Genomic DNA, 21,810 nt, shown 5'->3' on the forward strand with positions numbered 1-21,810 from the left:
AACATTGTCACTGCATAGGATAAAAAATCCTAACTTTGCACCGTGTAAAGAAATTTCGAAAATATATGTCACAAAAAGTAACTGCTACTGAACTAGGAACCGAACCTATCGGTAAACTTCTTATGCAATATGCCATACCGGCTATTATAGCCATGACAGCATCATCGCTCTACAATATGGTGGACAGTATCTTCATCGGTCATGGCGTAGGTCCTATGGCCATTTCCGGTCTTGCCATAACATTTCCACTGATGAACCTAGCTGCGGCTTTCGGTTCTTTAGTCGGTGTTGGTGCATCAACACTAGTTTCTGTTAAATTAGGGCAAAAAGATTATGCTTCAGCCCAACATATACTCGGAAACGTTGTTTCGCTTAATGTAATAATGGGTATAGTGTTTACAATAATTACATTAATATTCCTAGATCCAATATTGTATTTCTTCGGAGCAAGTGAAGCCACTATTCCATACGCACGGGATTATATGGTTATCATACTATTAGGAAATGCCATAACACATTTATATCTTGGACTTAACTCCGTTCTACGTTCTGCTGGCCATCCTCAGAAAGCTATGTCAGCAACCATACTGACAGTGATCATAAATACAATACTCGACCCTCTGTTTATTTATGGTTTCAACATGGGTATAAAGGGAGCAGCAATAGCAACAATACTAGCTCAGATTATCTCATTGATATGGTTAATAAAAATATTTACCAACAAAAATGAACTGCTGCATTTCAAAAGAGGTATCTACCGCCTTCATGGCAATCTAGTATCTAATATAATAGGAATAGGTATGGCTCCATTCCTTATGAACCTTGCATCATGTTTCATTGTTATCCTTATCAACAAAGGACTTAAACTCTACGACGGAGACCTTGCCATAGGGGCATTCGGTATAGTAAACAGAATAGTATTCCTGTTCGTAATGATTGTCATGGGACTTAATCAGGGAATGCAACCAATAGCTGGATATAATTTCGGTGCACAACAATACCACCGTGTAAACCATGTTATGAAACTTACGGTTATTGCAGCCACCATAATAACAACTTCTGGATTTATAGTAGGTGAGTTCATCCCAAAACTTGCCGTATCGGCCTTCACTACTGATGAAACACTAATAAACCTTTCAGCCAACGGTTTGAGAATAGTTGTGATGTTTTTCCCTATTATAGGTTTTCAAATGGTTACATCCAACTTCTTTCAAAGTATAGGTATGGCACGAAAAGCTATAATTCTGTCATTGAGCCGCCAGGTTCTTATACTTATACCATGTCTATTCATACTACCTATATTCTTCGGATCGCACGGAGTATGGATAAGCATGCCTATATCCGACCTTGCAGCAAGCGTACTGGCAGCAATTATGCTATACAGACAGTTTGACAAATTCAGAAAGCATAGTGCTTAAGTTCTCACATATACATTTTGATTTTTAATTCATAAGAATTATATTTGTAGAAAGACATACTAAAAAACTTACAACCATGAAAGATAATTTTGTAATAAACCTCGGACGTCAGCTTGGTAGTGGCGGAAGAGAGATAGGCGAAAAACTTGCAAAAGAACTAAATATAGCTTTCTACGATAAGGAACTTATAAACCTGGCATCAAAAGAAAGCGGACTCTGCCGCGAATTCTTTGAACAGGCAGACGAGAAAGCATCAAAAACCATCCTTGGAGGATTATTCGGTTCAAGATTTCCTTTCCTTACTGAAGGAGCCTATCCATATAATTCATATCTCAGCAATGATTCTCTATTCAAGATACAGAGCGATGTTATCAGGGAACTGGCTGAAAAGCAATCATGTCTTTTCGTAGGAAGATGTGCGGACTATATACTTCGCGACCATCCAAGATGCGCCAATGTATTTATATCATCATCTCCCGAAGCACGAATAGAACGCCTTATGGCTACATTGGAAATATCTGCTGAAGAAGCTGAGGAACTTATGGAAAAAGCAGATAAGAAACGTTCTTCATATTATAACTACTACAGTTACAAGACCTGGGGAGCAGCAGCTACATATCATCTTTGCGTTGACTCTTCAGTACTTGGTATAGACGGAACTGTAGAGTTCGTAAAAGAATTCGTCACAAAGAAGTTAGGTCTTTAATATAAACTCAGGACACGGATAATTTTTAAATATACATTCACTGTCAGCCATAAAGCGTATTTATTGCTCTATGGCTGATTTTTTATTGTCTGTCACTCCTTTCTCATACAGACTTGGCGAAGTTCCGGTAATTTGCTTAAATACACGGTTGAAATTATTAGGCGTACTGAATCCTGTCTCATAGGCTATCTGCTGCATTGTCTTACCGCCATCCGAAAATAATTCTATCGCCCTGTTTACCCTATGTCTGTTGATAAACGAATTAAATCTTATGCCAGAATCATGGAGCAAACGACTTAAATTCCTAACTGAAACATTAAATTCAGCCGCAACCTGCTCAATCTTCAAGTTTCTGAAAGCATGCTCCCTCATATAGCATAATACTGGATATAACCTATGGTCATTAGGTATTGACATTGTCTTCAACAGGAAATCCACTTTATAGCTCAATGTAGGCAGAAGATTGAAAAAACTGATAGCAAAATCAAACAGCACGCCCCTATCTTCACTTTTTATACAATCGCCACACGAAGCCAAATATTTTATATTCTCCCCTATTACAGAATTGGTATTATATATACAGAAAGACGAAGTACGTATATTCTCAGGTTGACAAAGTGGAGAAAAATAAAATATCACCAGAGAAACCTGACGGTTATTACTGTTTATCTCATGTATCACATCGCCAGGTATCCATGCAATATGTTTCTCCGGAACAAAATACGAATCGCTGTCTATCTGGATATGCAGTGTGCCGGACAATGTATATATTATCTGATATTTTTCATGACTGTGTGCATGAAGGGAAATCTCCTCCCAACCGGTCTTCTTTATCAGAATATCATTTTCCGATGAAGAATTCAGTAAACTAATATAATCTTTCTGTTCCTGATTCATAACCTGAAGTTTTGGCTTAAAATGATAATCTTATTGCATAATTTGAAAATTCAGAACAAATTTAATCAATTAATTTTGCACATTCAAATAAAAAAGGTCTGTGAGGACATTTTTATTCAATCCATGATGCTTGGAGAAGCATTACATTAATAGGTATTATAACAGGTAAAAGGAGAAAAATGACAAAAAAGGTATTTATTTTATCAGCTATGCTTGCAGGAAGTATTTCATGTTTACAGGCTCAGACACGGATGCTGACACTTGACGAAATCTTCAGGCTGGCAGATGAAAACAGCAAAAGTATCAACATCCATTCATTGATGACAGACGAGGCAGAAAAAGCCATAGAGATAGCTAAGAACGACCTTCTGCCATCTGTAGGAGCAAAAGCTACAGCACAGTATATCAGCGATTGCGTTACGTTCGATCGTAATTTCGGAAACTGGGAAAGTGGAGAAATGCCACATTTCGGCAATTCACTCATCCTTAAAGCTACACAGGTTATATACGCCGGAGGAAGAATAAAAAACAACATAAACCTGAAAAGACTGGAAAAGGAATCATCCGTACAGGATGAAATCCTTAACAAACAAGACCTCCGTTTCCTTCTGGCCGGATATTATCTGGAAATATCAAAACTTAGCAATCAGAAATACGTTTATGAAAACAATATCAGCCAGACCAAACTTCTGGTAAAAGATATGCAGGCAGCATATAAGCAGGGAACAGCACTGAAAAGCGACATCACACGTTACGAACTGCAACTCCAGAATCTTGAACTTGGACTAACCTCGGTAAAAAACAGAATAAACGTAATAAGCTATAAGTTGGCTTCTACTATCGGTCTTGATCCTGAAATCAAGATTACTACAGACACAGCAAACCTTCTTAAACTGCCTATAGAAAATAAAAGTCAGGAACTATGGCTCAACAACAAGGAGGAAATTCCAATTATGAAGAAAGCCGACCTGAACATAAAAATGAGCGAAAACAAGATAAAAAGCATCAAGGGTGAATATCTTCCGGACATCAAATTTGCCATTACAGGCGAAATGACAGGTCCTATCATGGTTGAGGTTCCGCCATTGGACATAAACTTCGCATACTGGTTTGCCGGTATAGAAATAAGCTACAATCTTGATGTACTGTTCAAAGGAAAGAAAAAAATGCGACACGCACGCATAAACAGACAAAAAATGATTGTTGAAAAGGAATACGCCGAAGAAGAACTTGAAAACTCAATTCATGAGGCTTGCATAGGACTTGACGAGGCATATATCCGTATGCAGACCCGACTGAAGAGTGTGCAGCTCGCCCACGAGAACTACAATATAGTCCGCCAGAGATACCTGAACGGCTTGTCACTGATTACTGACATGCTGGATGCCGGCAACACTCAGCTTGACACTGAACTTCAGCTTGCCAACGACCGCATAAACATAATCTACCAGTATTTACTGCTAAAGAAAATTACCGGTACACTATAATCATTTTCCACAATATTTAGAAACAACATAAATATAGACAGACATGAGCAACAGAAAAAAAGCAATTCCAAATTTTTTCATTCTAATAATACTTGTAGCCGGCATAGCATGGGTATGCGGACGTTTCCTGAGAATAAGCAGCGATGAATATACAGACAACGCCCAGGTGAAACAGCACCTCACTCCGGTGAACACACGCGTGCAGGGATTTATCAAGAAAATATATTTCGAAGAATACCAGAAGGTAAAGAAAGGCGACACACTGGTGGTGATAGAAGATGTGGAATATAGACTGAAAGTGGCACAGGCCGAAGCTGACTACCACAATGCTTTGGTAGGAAAGAATGCGATGTACACCACTATCAACACTACTCAGAACAATATACTTGTTACAGATGCTGCTATTGACGAACAACGCATACGTCTGGAAAACGCAGAAACAGACTACAAGCGTTATCAGGAACTTGTGAAGGAAGAAGCAGTAACACCACAGCAGTTTGACCGCGTAAGAACAGACTATGCAGCGACAAAGGCACGATACGAACAGCTTATCAGACAGAAACAGTCAACATCGCTAGTAAAGCAGGAACAGACACAACGTCTGGAACAGAACGAAGCGGCAATAAAACTAGCCGAAGCTGCACTCGAACTTGCAAAACTGAACCTGTCATATACAGTGATACTTGCCACTACAGACGGCGTGACAGGACGTAAGGAAATTCACGAAGGTGAGCTTGTGCAGCAGGGACAAACTCTCGTGACACTGGTTGACGGTACTGAAAAATGGGTAATAGCAAACTATAAAGAAACACAGACCACAAACATGCACATCGGACAGAAAGTAAAAATCAGCGTCGATGCCATTCCTAGAGTGAGATTCGAAGGAAGGATTTCTTCTATTTCCGACGCCACAGGTTCGGCATATTCTATAATCCCTCAAGACAACTCTGCAGGAAACTTCGTAAAAGTAGAACAAAGAATACCGATAAGAATAGAATTCACATCGGAAAATAAAAAAGAAAATCTGGAACGCCTCCGTGCGGGAATGAACGTAGAATGTACAGTAGAAAACTAATTTAGCAAGAGGTTATGGCTGCTGTTAAACGACCACGTATAGCATACTATAAAGAAAATCTGCCAACCCCGCTATGCGTCTTCTTCTCATTCTTTTTCGCACTGGCTTTTCAGTTCAATGGCGGTGTGTTCCTACCCACCGCATTACAGATGTCAAGCGAACTTGGGTATATCAAAGAAGATGTATCCATGGCAGGTTATGCCTCATTCATAGGAATGACCATAATCTTCCCTATCCTTTTCCGATTGAAATTCAGGTTCACCACCCGCAGCATACTTCTAACCGTATGCCCTGTACTGATAGTGTGCAACCTTATCACCATGCATACAAGCAACATTGCTCTGATGATTGTGGTATGTTTCATTTCAGGTTTCTTCCGTATGTGGGGAACATTCGAGTGTTTCTCTAACATGCGACTCACCATTACCCCTGCCGGGGATTTCTCGACTTTTTATCCGGTCATATACATCATAGTGCTCGAAAGCATACAGCTGTCCGGACTTGTGGCTACTCATATCACCGACTGGGCAAACTGGCGCTACATGCACTGGTTTGTGATAGCTATGGTCAGTGTGGTATGGCTGTTTGTATTCCTTTTCACAAGACATTTCCGTCCGGGCAAGGTTGTACCTCTGTATAACATCGACTGGCTTGGAGCAGCCCTATGGGTTGTATTTCTGTTCTCTGTAGTATTCATCTGCATATATGGCGAATACTACGACTGGTTCGACAGTCCTGAAATTCGTGCCTGTGCCGTGATTGCAGTGATATGCGTATTGCTGAACTTCAACCGTATGCAGACACTGAAACGACCATACATAGAACCTGATGTATTTACATACCCCAAGTTTCCTATCATACTGTTGCTATTCCTAGTACTGTGTATATACCTGACCACCTCTACAGTATTGCAGACTCTCTTCATGAGTTCAATTCTGAAATACGATACTCTTAACTCCATATCGCTGAACTGGTATGCCTTTGCCGGTATTCTGTGCGGTTCAGGTATAGTGTTCTACCGTCGTGTGATACAGCACAAAGGATTCAAGATGCTTATTTTCATAGGCTTCTGCCTGCTTACGGCATATCAGTACTACATGTATTTCCTCATTCATCCCAACCTGAACATTGAAAGTCTCTACTTTCCTAATTTCATACGCGGTATAGGTTATGGTATGCTGTATATATCGCTCACTATATATATAGCGGTAAGTGTTCCGTTCAAACACTTCTTCCAGGCATTATGTGTACTGAGTTTCATACGAACGAGTATTGCTACACCGCTGGGAACCGCCCTTCTGAACAGAGCAATGAGGTATCTTGAACAGGACAATATAGCCACAATAAGCCGAAATATGGATCAGGTACGTGCATGGACCGAAGGAATTCCGATGAACACCCTCTATAACCTGATAAAAAACCAAACCACACTGACCAGTCTGAAGGAACTGTTCGGATGGGTGTGCATACAGGGAACCATATTCCTGATTATAATAATGAGTTACAGACTCTGGCGCGACCGTGAGGAAACATTCCGCCATCCTGTACATAAGGCCATAAATTTCCACAGGAAAGTAAAGACCAGAATGCGGAAAAGGATATAAAGACCATTAACTTATAAATTCTGTAACAAAAGACATTACGTATCCAATTTTACACTAACTTTGCCGAGTTTTTTGATTGAGGTAAAAAAAATGGATAACAGTATCAGCAATAAACGTACCGGAAGCAACGAAATAGATATGCTTAACGGTCCGTTGTTCAAGAAAATACTACTGTTTGCCTTGCCATTGGCAGCCAGCAGTTTGTTACAGGAACTTTTCAATTCTGTTGATGTTGCGGTAGTAGGACACTTCGTTGGAAGCGACGCACTTGCCGCCGTAGGAAGTAATGCACCGGTCATAGGATTGCTTATAAACCTGTTTATGGGTGTTTCTATGGGTGCTTGTGCGATAATCTCAAACCACATAGGCCAGAATGACGAGAACAGCATACGTAAGGCTATAAGTACAGTAGAATGTGTGGCTGTCATCAGCGGTTTCTTCTTGTTGCTGTTAGGACAAGTAGCGGCAAAACCCATATTAACATGGATGGGGACTCCACCGGAAGTGTTAGACCAAGCCGTAAACTACCTGCGTATATACTTTTTAGGTATGCCTTTTATAATGGTATATAACTTTGGAGCCGCCATACTGCGTAGTATGGGAGACACCCGCCGTCCTCTATATATTCTAATTGCAGCCGGCATAGTAAATACCATATTAAACCTATTGTTCGTAATATACTTCCAAATGGGAGTAGCAGGTGTAGCAGTTGCTACAGGAATAGCTAATGCTGTAAGCGCAACCTTAATTATAAGACTGTTACGCAAAGAAAAAGAGCCATACAGACTACATTTCGATAAAATGAAAATCCATAATGTAGAATTAAGCCGTATGCTAAGAATAGGAATACCGGCAGGAATACAAGGTATGATATTTTCCATATCAAATGTAGTGGTACAATCATCCATAAACAGTTATGGAGCCGATGCCATAGCGGGTTCTTCCGCAGCACTCAACTTTGAATATTACTGTTATTTCATAATCCAGGGATTCAATGGAGCCGCCATCAGTTTTATAGCCCAGAACTACGGAGCCGGAAAAATAGACAGGGTACGCAGGATTTTCTGGATTTGCATGTGCTCCAGCCTGGCCTTTTCCGCTGCATTCAATTGGCTTTTTGCATGGCAGGATAAATTTTTCCTAAGTTTCTTTTCCAATATGCCTATGGTACACCATTACGGTGGCATTCGCATGCATATTGTTCTTGCAACACAGTTTATTGCAAGCAGTTACGAAATAGCCGGTTCTTCGTTGCGTGGTATGGGAAAATCCATGACTCCTGCCGTACTGACAGTTTTCGGTACATGTCTGTTACGTATTGTCTGGGTATATGGAGTATCTCCAATATGGAGAGGATATGATGTTTTAATGATGGTATATCCGGCATCATGGATACTCACAGGAATATTAGTATGCACTGCATATTATATAACTTTCCGCACTGAAAAGTTCATTACAGACAAATCAAAGAAATAAAAATTAAAGACGATATATCACGTATCTGACAAGCAAATCAAATGTTTCCTGAAAATGTCCTGTCATTCAAATTTAAACGGCCTGTCATTTCAATCAAAACACCCTGTCATTCCAATTGAAATGACAAGGCGATTTGAAATACAAGTAAAAAAACTTTTTTCTGTCTTTATTTTATACTGTACACTTTGAAATTGGCATATCTCGAATTTCGGGTGAACATCTGTCTGAGCCCTATCCTACCCTTCGTTATGGCCGGAGCTGAGGAACCGTCAAAATAGAAAGTCTCATTCTTTCCGTCACCAGTGACATTCATATACAGCTGGTCGCCATATTTTATCACCTTGATATGATAAGTCACTCCTATCTTGAACAAACCAGTATTGTAATATTCCGGTTTCAGATCCGTACCGTTAAGATTATTTCCAGGCATATATCTACGTCCTCTGATATACTCGTCTTTATTCTCCGATGGAACACCGGTCACGGCATAACTGATGTGATATGTATTCATATTCCTGAAATATGTGCTCATGGCCGGAACTTTTCTCAAATTGTTCCATTTCGAAATATCCTCGGCATACTCACCTTCACCGGAACCTGTTGCCTGAATATAAAGGATATTCACAAAATAATACTTTGATGAATCCAGCCTGGTAAAATCGTATTCTATCATAATATTACCTTCAAACTCTTTCTTTGTCCACAAAACAGTGTGATGCGCATCATTATAAGCCTCATCACCGGCATAGACTTCCAGTCCACCGTTACGGTGAACCGCTTTGGCTATATCGCCGTCCTTAAACCATTGCTTCTGCCAATCCTTTTTGAAAGAGTCTTCAAATACCAACTTCATATCCTTAGAAGCCAGTTTCTGAAATTCACCATAATATTTTTCAGACTGGGCAAAAGCTCCTATCTGAAGAAGTAATCCTATCAATAAAAAAAATACTCTCATATAAATTACACTTAGTTATTAATTAAAATCCAGGAATAATATTCAAGCCGGCACGTATCTGCTTCGTTTTATGCAGTTTCATCCATTCATCAAGCAAAGCCCTGTGCCGCTTAAGCTCTGTTTCATATTTTTTCTCTATAGCAAGATTTCTCATTTCACCACGGTCTGTATTCATATCAAACAACTGTTCGCGATAATTTCCTTTATCATAAATCACATATTTGAAATCTTTTGTTCTCAAAGCCCAACCACGGGTGTTTCCACCTTTATCAAACATAGTTTCGGTAACTACGAAATTCTGATGTCCGGCATTTATATCACAATTTTCAACCAGTTTCCTATAAGAACATCCTGGCAATCCTTCAGGCATTTTCACTTCAGCCCAGTCGCATACTGACGCAAAGAAATCCACACCATTGTTTACCAATTGAGGTAATTCCTTTCCGGCATTCTTTTTTCCCGGAAGAACTACTATCATAGGAACATTGATCACCTCTTCATAAAGAGCCGACTTCTGATTCCACTGATGTGCTCCCATTCCGTCGCCATGATCGCTAGTAAAAATGATAACCGTATTTTGCCATAATCCGTTACGGTCTATTGCATCAACCAGCTTACCTATCTCCGCATCCACATGCTCCACAAGTCTGAAATACGCATTTCTGTATCTGCGCCAATCGTCAGGAGTATAGTTTGAAGTTGGATAAGCACTATAATTCAAGCTCTTCTCATACCTTATCACATCGGCATCATACGGGTTACGTTCATAATTCAACGGCACCCCCGGACACTCGGCAATATCAGCCTGAGGAGTATCCGCATAAGGAAGATTTTGCTGACGTGCAAATTCGCATATATTATGAGGATTATCAAACGAGGCAACAAGGAAAAAAGGTGATTTATGCTTTGAGTCAAGATAATTTATGCACGACTCTGCCAGACCGAAATCATTATGGTCGTGTATGTTTCTGAACCCAAATTCCATATCAGGAATAGAAGCCGTATGTACATGCCATTTTCCGGCATAAACACAATCATATCCGGCATTGCTCATAAGTACACCCAGACTTTGGCTCTTCAGATTTTCCGGCATAGGATTACCATTACTAGGCATACCTATCTCATGGGCAAAATGTCCTGTAAACATTGATGCCCTTGAAGGTCCGCTTAAAGGTGTAGAACAATAAGCATTACGAAACATTACTCCTGCCTCTGCCAAACGGTCCATGTTGGGGGTATGCAAGTCTTTGTTTCCCATACAACTCATGGCTGTTGCCGTTTGCTGGTCGGTCATAATATAAATAATATTAGGTTTTTCTTCTGACTGAACCAAGGAAGGAACAATCATTCCCCCAATTATAAAAATATTTTTCATATCAGATTTAATTTAGTCATTAAGTTATGCAATGTAAAATTACAGATTAATACATCTAGCAACTTATACTAGAATACAAAAGAATTTCAATATCGTACATTTATACGATAATAGCCTTTTCAAAAAGGACGTTCACCCTGAATAGTTCTTACAAGTTCCAATACTTTATTGACTTCCGTTTCACTACCCGATATTACCAATGACACACCGCCTTCTCTTCCTGATATTCCTCCTACACCGTATGGAAATACCTTCACATCGGCAAACTGGAGTATCGCTTCTATCTCGGTAAACACCGTACCTGTCCTGAACATATAAAGCCTTGGAACGGAATTCAGTCTTTCGTTACCGGCATTCAATGTATTCTCAAGTGCCTCAAGATTTGCCGTAGTCTCTTTCTCCAGACCTATCGGGATTATAAGTTCCGCCTTACCTTCGCCTACATAAGGAAGAAGTTTATATGTAGTACCACCATTGGGAGCACCTATACAAACAGCTGCCTGCTTCATGGAATAGTTCAGAAGGTTGCCTCCTTTCATCACTATGTCACCGGGTTCAAGCATTTTCAAAGCCTCGTCATATGTTACATCCAACACCTTTCCATCCTTTATAACCACTTCCTGCATCTGCCTCTTATCTGCATTCACCGGATACTGACCTTCGGGAGCAAAATGACCTATAACGAAACTGCCATGTTCAATACTCTTATTAAGCAATTCCTCGGCTATATAAGTATTTGTAGTTCCTTTAGTGACAATAATCATTCCTTTTTCAAGTTTTTCTTTCACCGAAGGCATTGCCATAATTCCTTTGGCTATAAGACGCTTACCTTCACTCACTGTCAGATTGACTCCGGCAAATACATCATCCTTCGGAGCCATTACTTCCGGAGTTGTTTTTACTACTTCTTTCTCTGTTTTTTGTGTACAAGATGTCATAAATATTCCCGATAAAAATAAACCCAATATTATTAAACTTACTCTATTCATAACAGATATATTTCAAAACGGTATGCAAGTTACAAACAAACAGACACATTAAAAAAAGGTTGCCTAAGAAAAAATCTTAAACAACCTTACAAAATTATTTACCAATCAATTATTACTGTTTCATCAAATACTCCTTGAAAGAAGCGAAATCCTTGCTCATAGGCACACTGAGTTTCTTTCCGCGCATGAACTCCTGAAGTTTCTCAGGAATCTTTACATCCGTACCTATAATGTTCTGAACCGTCTGAAGAAACTTGGCTGGATGAGCAGTTTCAAGGAATACACCTGTTTCACCCGGCTGCAATTCTTCTGCCAAAGCACGATATCCGCATGCTCCGTGAGGGTCGAGCAGATAACCGGTTTCTTCATATACCTTCTGAACAGTCTCGCTAATTTGTTCATCGGTATAAGTTTCACCCGAGATTTCTGCTGCAATTGCATCGTGACTTCCTCCGTACAAATCAATTATACGGGCAAAGTTACTTGGGTCGCCAACATCCATTGCATTTGCTATAGTAGCTATAGATGGACGTGGATTATACTCACCGGTCTTCAGATATTGATAGAAGATGTCATTACGGTTGTTAGCTGCTATGAAGCGTTTGATAGGCAATCCCATCTTCTTTCCGAACAGTCCGGCTGTGATGTTACCAAAGTTACCACTTGGAACACAAACCACTAAATTGTCAGCCAATCCCTGTTTCTTCATCTGTGCGTATGCATAGAAATAATAGAATGACTGTGGAAGGAAACGTGCCACGTTGATGGAGTTGGCAGAAGTGAGCTGCATGTGGGCATTCAGTTCCTTATCCATGAATGCGTTCTTCACCAAAGCCTGACAGTCATCGAATGTACCGTCCACTTCTATTGCCGTGATGTTCTTTCCGAGGGTAGTGAACTGTTTTTCCTGAATTTCACTCACTTTACCTTTAGGATAAAGTACATAAACATGAATACCTTCTACTCCAAGAAAACCGTTTGCTACAGCACTACCTGTATCACCCGATGTAGCTACAAGCACGTTCACCTCCTTCTTGCCTTCCTTACGGATGAAATATCCCAAAAGTCGTGCCATGAAACGTCCGCCAACATCCTTAAATGCCAAAGTAGGACCATGAAAAAGTTCCAGTGAATAAATATTGTCTTTAACCTTTACGGCAGGAACATCAAAGTTCAGTGTATCATAAACAATGTGTTTCAAAGTTTCTGCAGGAACATCCTCACCGAAGAAAGCGTCAGCCACACGGTAGGCTATTTCCTGAAATGAAAGGTTTTCTATCTCGTCAAAGAATGATTTTGGCAAAGGCTTTATCTCGTAAGGCATATACAGACCTTTGTCCGATGCCAGACCTTTTACCACAGCTTCTTCAAGCGATGCGTCCGAAGCTTGTTTGTTTGTACTGTAATATTTCATAGGTTTGTAAGTTTGTGAGTTTGTAAGCTTATGAGTTTGTAAGCATCAACCAACTAAAAAACTCAAGAACTAAAAAACTCAAATAATCTATTTCATAAATTCATTCATAAACTCGTCCCTTTCCATTGTACCATACACTCCGGATTTGCATGAAATCTCATCGTAAGTCTGTATGCTGTCAGGCTCAATTCCCGGATAATAAATCAGGAAAGGAACAGGCTCATTGGTATGAGTGCGATGTTCGCATGGTGTAGGATGGTCAGGAAGTACGGCAATAGCAACAGGCTCATCCCAGTCCTTTACTGCCTCATATATCGGACCGACAGCACGTTTATCTAGGTTTTCTATGGTCTGAAGTTTTAAATTCACATCTCCTTCATGTCCGGCTTCGTCGCTTGCCTCAATATGCAGATAAACGAAGTCATCCGTTTTCAGAGCTTCGATTGCAGCTGCTGCCTTTCCTTCATAATTTGTATTATAAAGTCCTGTAGCACCTTCCACGTCTATACATCTCAATCCGGCATAACGTCCGATACCACGGATAAGATCTACAGCAGTTATCACAGAGCCCTTCTTTATCTGAGGATACTTCTGCGACAATGGTTCCATCTGAGGTCTGTAGCCAGGACTCCATGGCCATATACTGTTGGCAGGATCCTTACCCTCAGCCACACGTTTCAAGTTTACAGGATGCGATGCCAGCAGTTCCTGAGATTTAAGAATAAGTGCATTCAGCAAATCTGCTGTTTCCTGAGCCTCCGGACATTCAGCCTTAATCATATTAGGGCGGAACGGCTGCAGAGGAATGTCATGAGGCGGAACGCAATGAAGATGCTTGTTACCGCCTTTTATTACCAACAGATGACGATACTGAACACCTGTATAGAAATGTATCCTGTCAGTACCAAGTCGTTCTTCAAGGAATTTAATAAGTTCGTCAGCCTCTTCCGTCGTGATATGTCCTGCCGAATGATTTTTAAGAGTTTCTCCTTCAACACATATAATATTGCAACGCATAGCCATATCTCCCGGCTCAAGGTCAACACCGATGCTTGCAGCTTCAAGCACTCCGCGTCCCTCATACACCGTAGGCAAGTCATATCCCATTACTGACATGTTTGCAACCTCGCTGCCTGGATGAAAACCGTCGGCTACTGTCTTCAGCATACCTGTACGTCCCATAGTTGCAAGCTTATCCATATATGGAGTCTTTGCGTATTGCAATAAAGTCTTATCCCCAAGGGCAGGTACTGGCCAGTCCGCCATACCGTCGCCCAGAATTATAATGTGTTTCATATCTGTTAGTTGTATTTATATATTCGCTATACTCATGATGTCGGCAAATACACCCGCTGCCGTAACACTTGCTCCGGCACCATATCCCTGAATGAGCATAGGATATTCATTATATCGTTCAGTAGTAATAAGTATTATATTGTTCGTTCCCTCAAGGTTATAGAAAGGATGATTTGCACCAACCTCCTGAAGAGAAACACTACCCTTTCCGTTTTCAAGTTTGGCAACAAATCTCCATCTCTTGTTGTTAGCCTCAAGTTCTTTTCGTTTAGCTTCAAAATCGGCATCAAGCTTACTGATGTTCTTCCAGAAATCATCAATAGAACCTTCAAAGAACTCATCAGGTATGAAAAGGTTCTTCTCCACATCTTCCTGATTGAGTCTGTATCCGGCTTCGCGGGCTAGAATGACAAGTTTTCTGATAACATCCTTTCCGCTAAGGTCTATTCTTGGGTCTGGTTCAGAGTATCCGCCTTCCTTAGCCAGACGTATAGTCTCGCTCAAAGGAACATCACTGCTCAGCTTATTGAAAATGAAATTCAATGTACCGCTCACAACAGCCTCAATTCTCAAAATCTTGTCACCGCTGTTGATAAGGTCATTGATAGTATTGATTACCGGAAGACCGGCACCCACATTTGTCTCGAACAGAAATTTAACTCCACGCTGACGTGCTATTTGCTTCAGTTCTTCATATATTTCATATTCCGAAGATGCCGCAATCTTATTGGCAGCCACGACAGATATATTATGACTCAGGAAATCCTTATAAAGACCGGCTATCACTGGACTTGCAGTACAATCCACAAACACCGAGTTGAATATATTCATGCCGATAATCTCATCATGAAGAACCTGTGGAGACGAAGGAATACCTTTCTCTTCAAGTTCCTTACGGTAATTTTCCAAGTCAATTCCTCGACGTGTGAAATATGCCTGATGTCCGTTTGCTATACCTACAACTCTTAGACGCAAACCACGTTCCTTCATCAGTTTTTCCTGCTGACTGTGAATCTGCTCAATCAGACTGTTTCCTACCGTACCAATACCGCATATAAAAAGATTCAATACCTGGTACTCAGACAAGAAAAAAGAATCGTGAATTACGTTAAGCGTCTTACGCAATGACTCAGCCTCAACAACAAAAGAGATGTTTGTTTCCGAAGCACCCTGAGCACAAGCTATCACGTTGATACCGTTACGTCCAAGAGTACCGAACAGTTTACCGGCGATACCCGGAGTGTGTTTCATGTTCTCACCGACAATAGCCACAGTAGCCAGATTGCCTTCTGCCATCATAGGCGAAATCTCACCCATTTCTATTTCTTTGGCAAACTCGGCATTAAGCACTTCACAAGCCAATGCAGCATCCTCATTTCGCACACCTATTGAAGTTGAATTTTCAGACGATGCCTGTGACACGAGGAACACACTGATACCGTTTTCGGCTAAAGTCTTGAATATACGGTGATTAACACCAATCACACCCACCATACCAAGACCTGTCATTGTGATAAGACAAGTATCATTGATTGACGAAATCCCCTTGATAGGTTTGGATGAATGGTCAGAGTCCTGTTTGATGATAGTTCCCGGAGCTTCAGGATTGAAAGTATTCTTGATAAGAACCGGAATGTTTTTATGGCATACAGGATATATTGTAGGAGGATAAACCACCTTAGCACCGAAGTTACAAAGCTCCATTGCCTCAACATAACTCAGTTCGTTTATAGGATATGCCGTACTGATTACACGTGGGTCGGCAGTCATGAATCCGTCAACATCTGTCCATATTTCCAGAATATCGGCATCAAGCGCAGCAGCGATAATGGCAGCTGTATAATCCGAACCACCGCGTCCCAAGTTAGTAACTTCACCTGTATTTTTATCTGTAGAAATAAATCCCGGAACAAGTGAGACTTTCGGAAGTTCTACAAAAGCTTCCCTTACCAAAGTATTTGTAAGCTCTGAATCAAGAATATGTTTGTTATGCTTTTTCTCTGTCTTGATAAATGTACGTGAATCGAACCATACGGCACCCTCTATCAGAGTGGCAACTATTATGGATGACAAACGCTCGCCATAGCTGACTATTGTGGCCGAAGTTTTTGGCGACAAGTCGCGAATAAGGAAAATACCCTGGAATATATCTTTCAGTTCGCTCAACAGTTCATTTACTCTGTCAAGGAGAACTTCTCTGTCTTTTCCTGCAGGAATAACAGTATAAACCATTTCAATATGACGGTTCACTATTTCCTTCATTTCCTTTTCATATGCCGAATCGCCCTCCGATGCCATTTTTGAAGTCTTTATCAGCTTGTCGGTTATACCTCCCAATGCTGATACTACAACTATTACTTTATCATCTATAGCTTCGACAATCTTTTTTACACTTACCATGCTATTGACAGAACCTACAGATGTTCCGCCGAATTTCAATACTTTCATACCTTTGAGATTATTGAATACGTTTCATTGTACGCCAAAGCAGTACAAAAAATAAAATGATTAAAACTTGAATAAAAAAGAAGAAAATGCTTACGTCCGTAAGCGTGTATCACGTAGAAACACATTATATATATACTCAACCCCGAGGGGTCATCCCAGTACCACATGATGTGACGATCATACGCCCCATTTCATAAATTGTGATATTGTTATAATGTGCAGTCATTTAGATTAAAATATTTGTTAAAAGTTTTATCGTTGGCAAATATAAGAACATTTTTCTACAATCAAGAAGAAAAATGATTTTTTTTGTAGTAAAACTCTATTTTTTTGTGACAAAACATACAATTCATTATTGATATAACACAAACAAGGAAAGTATACCAAATTAGTATACCTTCCTTGTTGATATTTATAAAAGATTGTTTTTATTAATACTATTTACTCAATAATACTTGTTTGATAAGATTACTAAACATCAGTCTATAAATCATGATAACTTTAGTCTTTAGCCTGATGTACTGTAAGTTGTGGGAATGGGAAACCTATACCCTCTTTATTGAATGTCTCATAAACTTTCTTGTTGAAATCAAAATAAACATCCCAATAATTGGCTGTAGATGCCCATGCACGTACCTTTATGTCAACGCTACTTGCAGAAAGAGCCCCAAGACCGATAAATGGTGCAGGATCCTTAAGTATTCTATCGTCTTCATTAATTATACGTTCTATTACAGCTTTTACTTTTTCATAGTTTTCACCATATTCAACTCCAATAACCCATTCTGCACGACGTGTATCCTGCTTACTATAGTTTACCACTACATTACTACTCATAGAACCATTCGGAACATAAATGATTTTATTGTCAACAGTAGCCAAAATAGTGTGGAATATCTGTATTTCCTTTACTGTTCCACTTGCTCCAGGACCGTCAATAAAATCTCCAACTTTAAATGGTTTGAAAACCAGAATTATAAGTCCACCGGCAAAGTTAGACAGGTTACCAGAAAGAGCCATACCAATTGCAACACCGGCAGAAGCAAGAATAGCAGCAAAGCTTGTAGTTTCAACACCTAAACGAGCAATAACAGCAAATGCCAATATTAAATTAAGAGTAATACTGAGAAGACTCTTTAAAAAAGTCTTTACGCTGATTTCCAGTTTGCGCTTTTCAAGGAATTTTGTCAATAACTTGCCTATTTGCTTAATTAGGAAACGTCCTATGACATATATCAGTATTGCTCCGATAATGTTTTTACCTGTTTCAATTCCCCAGTTGACAAGTTTGTCTAATACAGCTTCAATGTTTACTTTCGATGTAACGTTTGATGCAATGTTTAATAATGTAAGTAGCATAAAATTTATTTATTTAAAAGTTATTCGTCCAATATACCTTTTCCCTGGCGGATTATTTCAGGCTCATCTTCAATACAGTTTACCACAGTTGATGGCTCTAAACCACCTATACCACCATCTATCACTATGTCTGTTTCGTTACCGAATTTTTCGAATATCAATTCCGGGTCGGTAACATATTCCGGATCCTCATTTTCATCCATCGGAAGTGTAGTAGACAGGACTGGAGCATCTATCATCCGGCATATTTCCCTGATAATATCGTTGTCAGGTACACGTATACCCACTTCCTTTCTGTTTCTGAATATTTTTGGCAAACGACTGTCTGCCTTCAAAATAAACGTAAAAGGACCTGGCAGATTTCGCTTCATAAGCTTGAAAGTCGTATTGCTGACTTTAGCATATTCGCTTATGTTACTTAAGTCATAACAAATAATAGACAGATGATGTTTACGAGGATCGATTTTTTTTAGTTTGCAAATTCGTTCTATAGGACGTTCTTTAAGTGCATGACAACCTATGGCATACATTGTATCGGTGGGGTATATTACTATTCCTCCATCATTAAGAGTATCTGCGATATTCTGCAGGGTGTCAATGCTATTGTTTTTACTGTACAGTTTAATAAATGTACCCATAATGCTTTTTGTATCTGAAGTTTTGCGAATATAATAAATAATATTGAGAAACCTTAATTATTTCTGTTTCTTTCTCAATTCCTCTGCTATTCTGTATTGTATTTCTGCCTCATATTCCATTCCGACTGCCTCAAGTGCTTCACCAAAAAACTGGTGAGCCCCAGGATTATCAGGTTTCAGACTTGTGGCTCTGTCCAGATCGGAAACCGCTTCCTCTGTTCTGCCTGTAAAGAGTCTAAGCTTTCCACGGTTATATATGGCTTTAAAATTGTTTGGCTCTATCAGTAGTGCATGATTGAGGCAATTTTCAGCTTCTTCTATATTATCCTCATCAAAATAAGTCACCCCTTTCCTCACCCATGCATCAACAAACTCCGGATACAGTTCTATTGCTTTATCGAAATTGGCATGCGCCGCTCTGGTGTCTTTAGCTTTTGTAATACATTCATTACCCATGAGGTAGTATTCATACGCATATTTTTTCAAATTTTCCTTTTGCCTGCGAAGCTCATCCTTAAGTGCCTTGTTCTCATCTCTCAGCTTATTGATTACACTTAATTTCTTTCTTATAAATCTCTGTATAATAGGCTTTTCTATATCATATCGACTATGTATAGCTTTAAAAAAACTATCAAGAAATTCAGCAAAATGACCTTTATCAAATTCTTTCACTGCCTTTTCATATTCAATGTCAGCCTGAGCCTTTTTCATGGCACGGTCTATTGACATACTGTCATTGAACTTTTGGGCAAACTCTGCTATCTCAGGTTTTACGAATATGTCTGTACGTGCAATTTCCTTTTTCAACTGAATACCATCAAGAGAAGTACACCGGCTTAGTGCAACGTATGTTTGTCCGCCGGCAAACACTCCTCCGGTAAAATCTATAATCACACGGTTGAATGTCAGCCCCTGACTCTTATGGACAGTAATAGCCCATGCAAGCTTAATTGGAAATTGTTTGAATGTACCTAGTTCCTCTTCTTCTATTTTCTTTTCCTGCTCGTTATAGTGGTATCGTATGTTGCTCCAACTTTCCTGCTCTACATAGAATTCCCTTCCTTCCTCAGTTGTGATGCTAATGCTTCCGTCAGCCACGAATCCTGTAATTGTACCCAATGTACCGTTTACCCAGCGTTTTTCCATATCGTTCTTTATGAAAATTATCTGGGCACCTTTTTTTACAGTCAGTTCCATATTGGTAGGGAGACTGCTTTCCGGAAACTCGCCTTTTATCTCACCTTTCAAAACTACTGGTGGACTGTCCAACTCATCAAGTTTTCTTTCATTTATATAATCCACACTGTCTCTCCTTGTAGCGAGAGTGATGTACATATCGTTTTCGTTTTTTAAAATAGGTGCGTTGAAACGCGTATTAAGTAGTTGCAAGTCGGCTGCACGCACAGTATTGTTTCGTATATGATCAAGTATACCGACAAATGCCTTATCTGTTTGTCGGTATACCTTTTTAAGTTCTATTGAAACAAGTTCCATCTGACGGAATACATTTGCTGAGAAGAAATACGGATTAGAATAGAACTTGCTGAGTATTTCTTTTTCATCACTTTTCACAACAGGTTCCAACTGAAAGACATCTCCAACGAGTAACAACTGTTTACCTCCGAAAGGTTCACGCATATTGCCGGAATATACTCTTAAAATTTTATCAATAAAATCAATAATATCTGCCCTGACCATAGAAATCTCGTCTATAATTATCAGCTCAAGGCTTTTAAGAAGTTTCCTATGGTTGGAAGTATACTTAAGCGATTCATGTAGCCTAGCGCCTTTGAATTTGGGATCATCAGGAAGCAAAGGATGAAACGGAAGTTTAAAAAAACTGTGCATCGTACTTCCTCCTGCATTAATAGCCGCAATACCTGTAGGCGCCAAAACAACATATTTCTTCTTAGTGTTCTGACATATATACCTCAGAAAAGTTGATTTTCCAGTACCTGCTTTTCCAGTAAGAAAAACGGACTGATGTGTATATTGAATTAAATTTAATGCGTTCTGGAACTCTTGATTGCTTATGTCTATACCTGATACAGTCATTATGTGGACAGTAAATTTCTTTTTATATATTTTTGTTCTGCATGCGAATATAGCAATTAAATTTTAAAGTTAGGATTATTATACACATCATTTATTGGTATGAAAAAAGCGCCTGTAAAGTAATACAGACGCCTTTCTTTATTTTCAGGCCTCACGGTCATAATCTTCAAACTACAAGGGTCATTATGACCCGTTTTTTACTTTCTGTTTGCCATGTTTTCATTCAACATTACATAACCCCAAATCATTGGGTTAGCATTGGCAATCTTGTTAAAAATACTTTTTACCTTTTTCATAATGTTATCCTTTCTTCTTTAAGTTAATAATAACTTTTCTTTTTTCTCGGGCGAGCCTCACGGCCGGCCTTCGATTTTTACCTTAATCATTTTACCTATTAACCTTAAAATTATTTATGTGTTTAGTTAAGTTTAGGACCTTTCGGTCTTTAATTACACTGCAAAGATAAGGCCTTTTTCTTTACAAAATATGTTATACGACATATTTTTCTATTTTTACAGCTTTTTATTGATGTATATCAAAAAAAAGTATTATAGCTGCAATTCTGTCATGTAACATTGTCGGTTAGACCTACTATACTATCAATAAAGATGAGTAATA

Annotated in this window: 16 protein-coding genes; 6 read left to right on the top strand and 10 right to left on the bottom strand. The window is 39.4% G+C overall.

Translation table 11 applies throughout. The features are described 5' to 3' along the window. Nucleotides 1-65 precede the first annotated feature (65 nt). On the top strand, nt 66-1,418 hold the full coding sequence (locus tag Q0486_RS00135) for an MATE family efflux transporter (RefSeq protein ID WP_299228962.1): 1,353 nt from the start codon (nt 66-68) through the stop codon (nt 1,416-1,418). A gap of 76 nt (nt 1,419-1,494) precedes the next feature. Continuing rightward, nucleotides 1,495-2,124 (top strand): cytidylate kinase-like family protein, encoded by a 630-nt coding sequence (locus Q0486_RS00140; protein WP_204391204.1) that lies wholly within the window; start codon nt 1,495-1,497, stop codon nt 2,122-2,124. 60 nt (nt 2,125-2,184) lie between these two features. Here the strand turns inward: Q0486_RS00140 and Q0486_RS00145 are convergent, their stop codons facing one another. After that, nucleotides 2,185-3,021: an AraC family transcriptional regulator gene (locus Q0486_RS00145; RefSeq protein WP_299228969.1), complete on the bottom strand. Its 837-nt coding sequence runs from the start codon at nt 3,019-3,021 to the stop codon at nt 2,185-2,187. Between the two features lie 179 nt (nt 3,022-3,200). Between Q0486_RS00145 and Q0486_RS00150 the strand changes: the two genes are divergently transcribed. The 4 genes from Q0486_RS00150 to Q0486_RS00165 all read left to right on the top strand — a co-directional run bounded on the left by Q0486_RS00150 (nt 3,201) and on the right by Q0486_RS00165 (nt 8,663). Further along, entirely contained in the window at nt 3,201-4,508 is a 1,308-nt protein-coding gene (locus tag Q0486_RS00150) for a TolC family protein (protein WP_299228972.1), read from the top strand. Between the two features lie 43 nt (nt 4,509-4,551). Beyond that, nucleotides 4,552-5,583 carry an HlyD family secretion protein gene (locus tag Q0486_RS00155; RefSeq protein WP_299228975.1) on the top strand — a complete coding sequence of 344 codons (1,032 nt, stop codon included), beginning with the start codon at nt 4,552-4,554 and terminating at the stop codon, nt 5,581-5,583. 14 nt (nt 5,584-5,597) lie between these two features. Continuing rightward, nucleotides 5,598-7,187 (top strand): hypothetical protein, encoded by a 1,590-nt coding sequence (locus Q0486_RS00160; RefSeq protein WP_299228978.1) that lies wholly within the window; start codon nt 5,598-5,600, stop codon nt 7,185-7,187. A gap of 90 nt (nt 7,188-7,277) precedes the next feature. Continuing rightward, on the top strand, nt 7,278-8,663 hold the full coding sequence (locus Q0486_RS00165) for an MATE family efflux transporter (protein WP_299228981.1): 1,386 nt from the start codon (nt 7,278-7,280) through the stop codon (nt 8,661-8,663). Nucleotides 8,664-8,829: 166 nt separating this feature from the next. Here Q0486_RS00165 and Q0486_RS00170 read toward each other — a convergent pair whose 3' ends face one another. The 9 genes from Q0486_RS00170 to Q0486_RS00210 form a co-directional block, all read right to left on the bottom strand. Continuing rightward, the gene (locus tag Q0486_RS00170; RefSeq protein ID WP_299228984.1) at nt 8,830-9,618 is read right to left on the bottom strand and encodes a DUF1961 family protein; all 789 of its coding nucleotides are present in this window, start codon (nt 9,616-9,618) and stop codon (nt 8,830-8,832) included. Nucleotides 9,619-9,640: 22 nt separating this feature from the next. Further along, on the bottom strand, nt 9,641-10,993 hold the full coding sequence (locus Q0486_RS00175) for a sulfatase-like hydrolase/transferase (RefSeq protein WP_299228986.1): 1,353 nt from the start codon (nt 10,991-10,993) through the stop codon (nt 9,641-9,643). A 119-nt stretch (nt 10,994-11,112) separates the two neighbouring features. Continuing rightward, nucleotides 11,113-11,982 carry a hypothetical protein gene (locus Q0486_RS00180; protein WP_299228989.1) on the bottom strand — a complete coding sequence of 290 codons (870 nt, stop codon included), beginning with the start codon at nt 11,980-11,982 and terminating at the stop codon, nt 11,113-11,115. A 112-nt stretch (nt 11,983-12,094) separates the two neighbouring features. Further along, nucleotides 12,095-13,396 carry a threonine synthase gene (gene thrC, locus Q0486_RS00185; RefSeq protein ID WP_299228992.1) on the bottom strand — a complete coding sequence of 434 codons (1,302 nt, stop codon included), beginning with the start codon at nt 13,394-13,396 and terminating at the stop codon, nt 12,095-12,097. 87 nt (nt 13,397-13,483) lie between these two features. Then, entirely contained in the window at nt 13,484-14,692 is a 1,209-nt protein-coding gene (locus tag Q0486_RS00190; protein ID WP_299228995.1) for a cofactor-independent phosphoglycerate mutase, read from the bottom strand. 15 nt (nt 14,693-14,707) lie between these two features. Next, nucleotides 14,708-17,140, bottom strand: a complete 2,433-nt coding sequence (thrA, locus tag Q0486_RS00195; RefSeq protein ID WP_154044861.1) for a bifunctional aspartate kinase/homoserine dehydrogenase I — start codon at nt 17,138-17,140, stop codon at nt 14,708-14,710. Between the two features lie 501 nt (nt 17,141-17,641). Continuing rightward, nucleotides 17,642-18,499, bottom strand: coding sequence for a mechanosensitive ion channel domain-containing protein (locus Q0486_RS00200; RefSeq protein WP_299229001.1), 858 nt, complete (start codon nt 18,497-18,499; stop codon nt 17,642-17,644). 20 nt (nt 18,500-18,519) lie between these two features. Beyond that, a complete protein-coding gene (locus Q0486_RS00205; RefSeq protein ID WP_299229004.1) occupies nt 18,520-19,137 on the bottom strand; it encodes an L-threonylcarbamoyladenylate synthase in 618 nt (205 codons plus the stop codon). A 57-nt stretch (nt 19,138-19,194) separates the two neighbouring features. Continuing rightward, nucleotides 19,195-21,192, bottom strand: a complete 1,998-nt coding sequence (locus Q0486_RS00210) for an AAA family ATPase (RefSeq protein WP_299229007.1) — start codon at nt 21,190-21,192, stop codon at nt 19,195-19,197. Nucleotides 21,193-21,810 lie beyond the last annotated feature (618 nt).

It is taken from the genome of uncultured Bacteroides sp. (assembly GCF_937912035.1).
Lineage (GTDB): Bacteria > Bacteroidota > Bacteroidia > Bacteroidales > Bacteroidaceae > Phocaeicola.

Excerpts from the sequence above, each read along its gene's own strand:
- Q0486_RS00135 (WP_299228962.1), top strand. The coding sequence starts at position 66 with ATGTCACAAAAAGTAACTGCTACTGAACTAGGAACCGAACCTATCGGT.
- Q0486_RS00140 (WP_204391204.1), top strand. The coding sequence starts at position 1,495 with ATGAAAGATAATTTTGTAATAAACCTCGGACGTCAGCTTGGTAGTGGC.
- Q0486_RS00145 (WP_299228969.1), bottom strand. The coding sequence starts at position 3,021 with ATGAATCAGGAACAGAAAGATTATATTAGTTTACTGAATTCTTCATCG.
- Q0486_RS00150 (WP_299228972.1), top strand. The coding sequence starts at position 3,201 with ATGACAAAAAAGGTATTTATTTTATCAGCTATGCTTGCAGGAAGTATT.
- Q0486_RS00155 (WP_299228975.1), top strand. The coding sequence starts at position 4,552 with ATGAGCAACAGAAAAAAAGCAATTCCAAATTTTTTCATTCTAATAATA.
- Q0486_RS00160 (WP_299228978.1), top strand. The coding sequence starts at position 5,598 with ATGGCTGCTGTTAAACGACCACGTATAGCATACTATAAAGAAAATCTG.
- Q0486_RS00165 (WP_299228981.1), top strand. The coding sequence starts at position 7,278 with ATGGATAACAGTATCAGCAATAAACGTACCGGAAGCAACGAAATAGAT.
- Q0486_RS00170 (WP_299228984.1), bottom strand. The coding sequence starts at position 9,618 with ATGAGAGTATTTTTTTTATTGATAGGATTACTTCTTCAGATAGGAGCT.
- Q0486_RS00175 (WP_299228986.1), bottom strand. The coding sequence starts at position 10,993 with ATGAAAAATATTTTTATAATTGGGGGAATGATTGTTCCTTCCTTGGTT.
- Q0486_RS00180 (WP_299228989.1), bottom strand. The coding sequence starts at position 11,982 with ATGAATAGAGTAAGTTTAATAATATTGGGTTTATTTTTATCGGGAATA.
- thrC (WP_299228992.1), bottom strand. The coding sequence starts at position 13,396 with ATGAAATATTACAGTACAAACAAACAAGCTTCGGACGCATCGCTTGAA.
- Q0486_RS00190 (WP_299228995.1), bottom strand. The coding sequence starts at position 14,692 with ATGAAACACATTATAATTCTGGGCGACGGTATGGCGGACTGGCCAGTA.
- thrA (WP_154044861.1), bottom strand. The coding sequence starts at position 17,140 with ATGAAAGTATTGAAATTCGGCGGAACATCTGTAGGTTCTGTCAATAGC.
- Q0486_RS00200 (WP_299229001.1), bottom strand. The coding sequence starts at position 18,499 with ATGCTACTTACATTATTAAACATTGCATCAAACGTTACATCGAAAGTA.
- Q0486_RS00205 (WP_299229004.1), bottom strand. The coding sequence starts at position 19,137 with ATGGGTACATTTATTAAACTGTACAGTAAAAACAATAGCATTGACACC.
- Q0486_RS00210 (WP_299229007.1), bottom strand. The coding sequence starts at position 21,192 with ATGACTGTATCAGGTATAGACATAAGCAATCAAGAGTTCCAGAACGCA.